At 74.7% G+C, this 4,766-nt stretch carries 2 protein-coding genes; one reads left to right on the top strand and one right to left on the bottom strand.

Features of this window, described 5'->3' with window-relative positions; all coding sequences use genetic code 11:
• Positions 1-198 precede the first annotated feature (198 nt).
• On the top strand, positions 199-2,547 hold the full coding sequence (locus L1885_RS23715; protein ID WP_235799207.1) for an alpha-L-rhamnosidase-related protein: 2,349 nt from the start codon (positions 199-201) through the stop codon (positions 2,545-2,547).
• Between the two features lie 91 nt (positions 2,548-2,638).
• On the opposite strand, the gene L1885_RS23710 is transcribed toward L1885_RS23715, so the two are convergent.
• A partial coding sequence (locus L1885_RS23710) for an alpha-L-rhamnosidase-related protein (RefSeq protein WP_235799206.1) occupies positions 2,639-4,766 on the bottom strand: 2,128 nt, incomplete at its 5' end.

The raw sequence follows: 4,766 nt of genomic DNA, 5'->3' as shown, positions 1-4,766 counted from the left end.
ATTTCCGTGCCGATTAGCTGGCGGAATTGTGAACGCACGGCAGCCGGCCTGCGGTGATCTCGCCGCTCCGGACGGCCGAAAATCGCGCCGTATTCCCGCGACCGCCGGCGGGACTGCCGCGCTGCCGGGGACGTACGCGACCCCGAGGGCCTCCTCGCACCCGGCGGCCGGCCCACCGTCCTGACCAGACCCCGCCCGGTGGCCCCGCCCGCGTGGCCCGAGGGCACCACCGCCGAGGCGTCCTCCGCGCACGCGCCCAACAACGGCAACGACGGCAGCCCGCGCACGTACGACGCGAAGAACGCGATCGACGGCGACCCCGGCACCTTCTGGAACGACGACACCCAGGGCGCCTATCCCGACACCCTGACGGTCACCCTGCCCGCCGCGCGCGAACTGCCCGGCGTGACCGTGCTGTCGAACCAGGACGGCGTGCCCACCGCGTTCACCGTCGAGACCTGGGACGGCACGGCGTGGCAGCCGGCCGCCGCCGTCACCGGGAACGGCGCCGTGCAGCGGCCGGTCCCGTTCGACCGGCCCGTCACCACCACCGGGGTCCGCATCACCGTCACGGCCGCCCAGAACACACCGTCCGGCGAGTTCACCCGGATCAACGAGGTGTGGCCGGGCGTCGTCGAGGCGGCCGAACCGCCCGGCGTCACCCTGGACTTCGGCAAGGTCGTCGTCGGGTACCCGCGGGTGCGGTTCGCGTACGCCTCCGACAACAGCCCGGGCGTGCGGCTCGCGTTCTCCGAGTCGCGCCAGTTCCTGACCGCGCGCTCCGACTTCACCCGGGGCGACCAGGCGGGCGACCCCGGCAGGGGCACCGACCAGTTCGCCGTGCCCGCGAAGGGCGGGGTCTGGGACGACGACCGGCGCGGGTACCGCGCCGGGGCCGACCCGTCCGCGCCCGACCAGGTCTACGCGGACGGCCTGCACGGCTTCCGCTACCTGCGGATCACCCTGGACGCCCTCGCCTCCGACGCGCCCGCCGCCCAGCCCTGGGGCACGGTCGCGATCGACGCCGTCGAGCTCGACTTCACGGCCTACGTGGGCACGCCCGGCACCTACCGCGGCTGGTTCCAGTGCTCCGACGACGAGCTGAACCGCCACTGGTACGCGGCCGCCTACACCAACGAGCTGGTCACCGACCACTTCCGGCAGGACGACGTGGACCCGCGCGGCGCCTACTCGGCGGGTCTCGACGGCAAGCTGGTGCTGCTCGACGGCGCCAAGCGCGACCGCGACCCGTACGTCGGCGACCTCGCGGTCTCCGCCCGCACGCTCTACCTCACGCACGACGACGCGGCCGAGGCTGCGCGCAACGTGCTCGCCGACCTCGCCGACCACCAGCGCGACGACGGCTGGATACCGCCCGCCTCCATCAACTCCTACACGCTGCCGCTGTTCGACTATCCGCTGTGGTGGGTCACCTGCAGCTGGGACTACGTCCTGTACACCGGCGACCGGGCCTACGCGGCGCGCTACTACCCGCACCTGCTCAAGGCGCTCGACACCTGGTACCCGAGCGTCACCGACGGCGCGGGCCTGCTGAGCAAGGGCCTCAACGGCACGGACGGCTACGGCGACTACGCGTTCCTCGGCCGCACGGGACGCGTGACCTACTACAACGTGAACTACGTGCAGGCGCTCAAGGACGCGGCGTCCCTCGCCCTCTTCCTCGGCCACCCCGCCGACGCCGAACGGTGGAGCGCGCGCGCCGGCACCGTCGCGAAGGCCGTCAACACGTACCTGTGGGACGACGCGGCCGGCGCGTACCTCGACTCCGCCACCGGCGCGGTGCGGCACGCGCAGGACGGCAACGCCATCGCCATCACGGCGGGCGTCGCGGACGCGGAGCGCGCGGGCGCCGCCCTCGACCACCTCGACGCGACGACGCGGACGCGCTACGGCAACGCGTTCATGGACAACGACACCCTGTTCGGCGGTGCCTCGCAGCGGGTCTACGCGTTCACCTCGTACCCGGAGTTCGTGGCCCGCTTCGAGAGCGGGCGGGCCGACTCGGCGATCGACCAGATCCGCCGCACCTACGGCTGGATGGCGGGCCACGACCCGGGCATCACGCACTGGGAGGGCATCGGCCCGAACGGCTCGCTGTACGAGGACGCGTACACCAGTTGCGCGCACGGCTGGTCGACGGGCGTCCTGCCGGCGCTGACCAACCAGCTGCTGGGCGCGCTTCCCACCGCCCCCGGCTTCGCCAGGTGGGCGGTACGCCCCTGGCCGGACTCGTCGGTCTCCTGGGCGCGGGGCCAGGTCCCCACCCCGCACGGCCCGCTGGCGGTCCGCTGGACGCGCGGGCACGGCGGCGGGCTGACCGTGACCGTGGAGGCCCCGCACGGCACCCGCGGCTCGGTGGCCCTGCCGAAGGAGGGGGGCCGGCCGGTGGTCCGCTCGGACCGCGGTGTCCTGTGGGACGGCAGCGGGGCCCGCGCCGCGGGCGTGAGCGAGGACGCCACGCACATCACGGTCACGGGCCTCGGCGCGGGTTCCCACACGTTCACCACGGCCGCCTCCGGGAAGTAGCGGCGGCCGGGGAGCGCCGAAGGCCTTCCCCCTCTCCCCGGACCACCGGGAGAGGGGGAAGGCCCGTGCGCGGATGCGCAGCGGGCGTCGGTCAGTGCGTGCTGAGGGTGTGGCGGCCGGGCCCGACGCCGTCGACGTAGACGTGGGTGGCGTCGGCGGTGGCGCGGGCCCCCGGGGCCGCGCGGGTGCCCGTCCAGACCGTCCGGCCGTCGAGGGTCACCCGGACGTGCCGGCCGCCCGTGGGGACGGCGAGCCGGCCGCGGGTGCCGCGCGGGGCGTCGGCGGTGAGGGTGAACCCCCCGGCCGTGGACCGCCAGGAGGCGGTGATCGTCCCGTGCGGGGTCGGCACCGCGCCCTGCGCCCAGTGCAGGCCGCCGGGGACGGGGGCGATCTCGTACGACGAGAAGCCGGGGCCCGTCGGGGTGACGCCGAGGACCTGCGAGGTCAGGGTGACCGTCGGCCCGGAGGCCCAGCCGTGCGCCAGGCTGGTGAACTGCGCGATGCCCGGGTTCCCCGCCGGGTCGGCCTTCTCCCAGAACGTGCCGCCGGGGTCGCCCGCGAGCTGGTGGCCCCAGAACGTGCGGATCAGGTCGAGCCCGAGGGCCTGCTGGGCGCCGCTCGGGTCGGCGAGGGACAGCCGCGCGCTCGCCTCGAAGCCGCTGGGCAGCGGCTCGTAGAACGGCTGCATCGGGGCGCCGGGTGTGCCGGGCGCGACGGTGAGGGCGCCGTAGGTGCTCCAACTGGTGCGGTGGAGGCGGCCCATGGCCCGCGTGGCGCGGTCGGCGTCCGCGACGCCGGTCAGCACGGCGGTCGCGTTGGCGTCCTGCGGGTAGGCGTCCGGCGTCTCGCGGGAGAGCCGGTAGGCCCCGGCCGCCGGGTCCCACAGCTGGCTGTTGACGTCGTCCGACACCTCGCCCGCGCGCGACGCGTAGGTGCCGGCCGCGCTCCCGTCGCCCAGCGCTGCGGCGAGCCGGGCCATCCCCCGCAGGTTGCGCACGTACAGCGCGTTGACGTACGTCTCGTGCCCGCAGTCGCTGTAGCCGTAGTGCCCGCAGGAGCCCGCGGCCCCGAACGCGATGAGGCCCTGGGGGTCCTGCTGCCGCACCGACTCCAGCCAGGCCGTCGCACGGGTCAGGGCGGGCCACCACTTCTTCAGGTAGGCGGTGTCGCCGGTGTAGAGCCAGTGCTCGTAGTGGTTGTACAGGAACCACGTGACGTACTCGCCGTACGTGCGGATCTCGTCCTCGTTGTGCGGTCCGACCAGGCTCTCCGCCGGCACGAAGCCGTCCGGGAGCTGCTGGCCGGCCAGCGAGGACAGGGAGTTGTCGACGGCGTCGGTGTCGCCGGTGGTGAGGTAGGTGACGGGAGCCTGGACGGCCAGGTCGCCCTGCCACACGACCCGGTCGCGCTTCGCGCCGTCGAGGACGACCTCCTTGCCGGGGTCGGCGCCGGGGATCACGGAGTCGGCGTGGTCGGCCTCGCCGGTCGCGTACGGCCAGCTCTTGGCGGTGTCGGGCATCCAGGTGTCCATCTGGACGGTGTAGGCGCCCGCGTACCAGATCTTGTCGAGCTCGTTGTCGCTGGAGAGGAACCAGCCCTCGTAGTCGGCCGGGTCGGTCTGCCGGGGCACGGCGTCGAACTCCAGCGACGCGGCGCCGAGGTCGAGGTGGCCGGGTCCGTCGAGGAAGAGCGTCGCGTACCGGAAGCCGCCCCGGATCTCCGGGTCCCGGGCGGTGGCGGGCAGGCGCCGCGTGTCGACGGTGAGGGTGTGGCTGTCGGAGTCGTACGTGTAGGGCTGCCCGGGGTAGCCGTTCCAGATGTTGGCGGTGTCGCAGCCGGGCGCGAAGGCCGCCTCGCCGCCGTTGGCGGCGGCCGTGAACGCCCCGTAGCGCAGCGACTCGCTGAAGCAGACGTGCAGGGCGGGCGGGGTGGCGGACGCGCCCGCCACGTGGACGCGGATCTTCCCGCCGACCTCCTTGCCGAAGTCGAGGGTGACGAGCGGCGAGGCGGCGCGCCCGCCGGCCGCCGCGTTGGTGAGGCGTACGGTGCGGCCCTTCGCGCCGGTCAGGGCGGCCGGGTCGCCGGTGATGGCGCCGCCGCGCGGATCACTGGACAGGACGCGCGCCGGTGCGACGGTGTGGCCGGACGGCGCGAGGACGTAGGGCCGCCAGTCGCCCGGGCGCGGGGAGTACGCGGCGGACGCCCAGGGGCCGGGGCCG

Source organism: Streptomyces fuscigenes (assembly GCF_021556455.1).
Taxonomy (GTDB): domain Bacteria; phylum Actinomycetota; class Actinomycetes; order Streptomycetales; family Streptomycetaceae; genus Streptomyces; species Streptomyces fuscigenes.
This window is presented reverse-complemented; position numbering and strand designations above follow the sequence as displayed.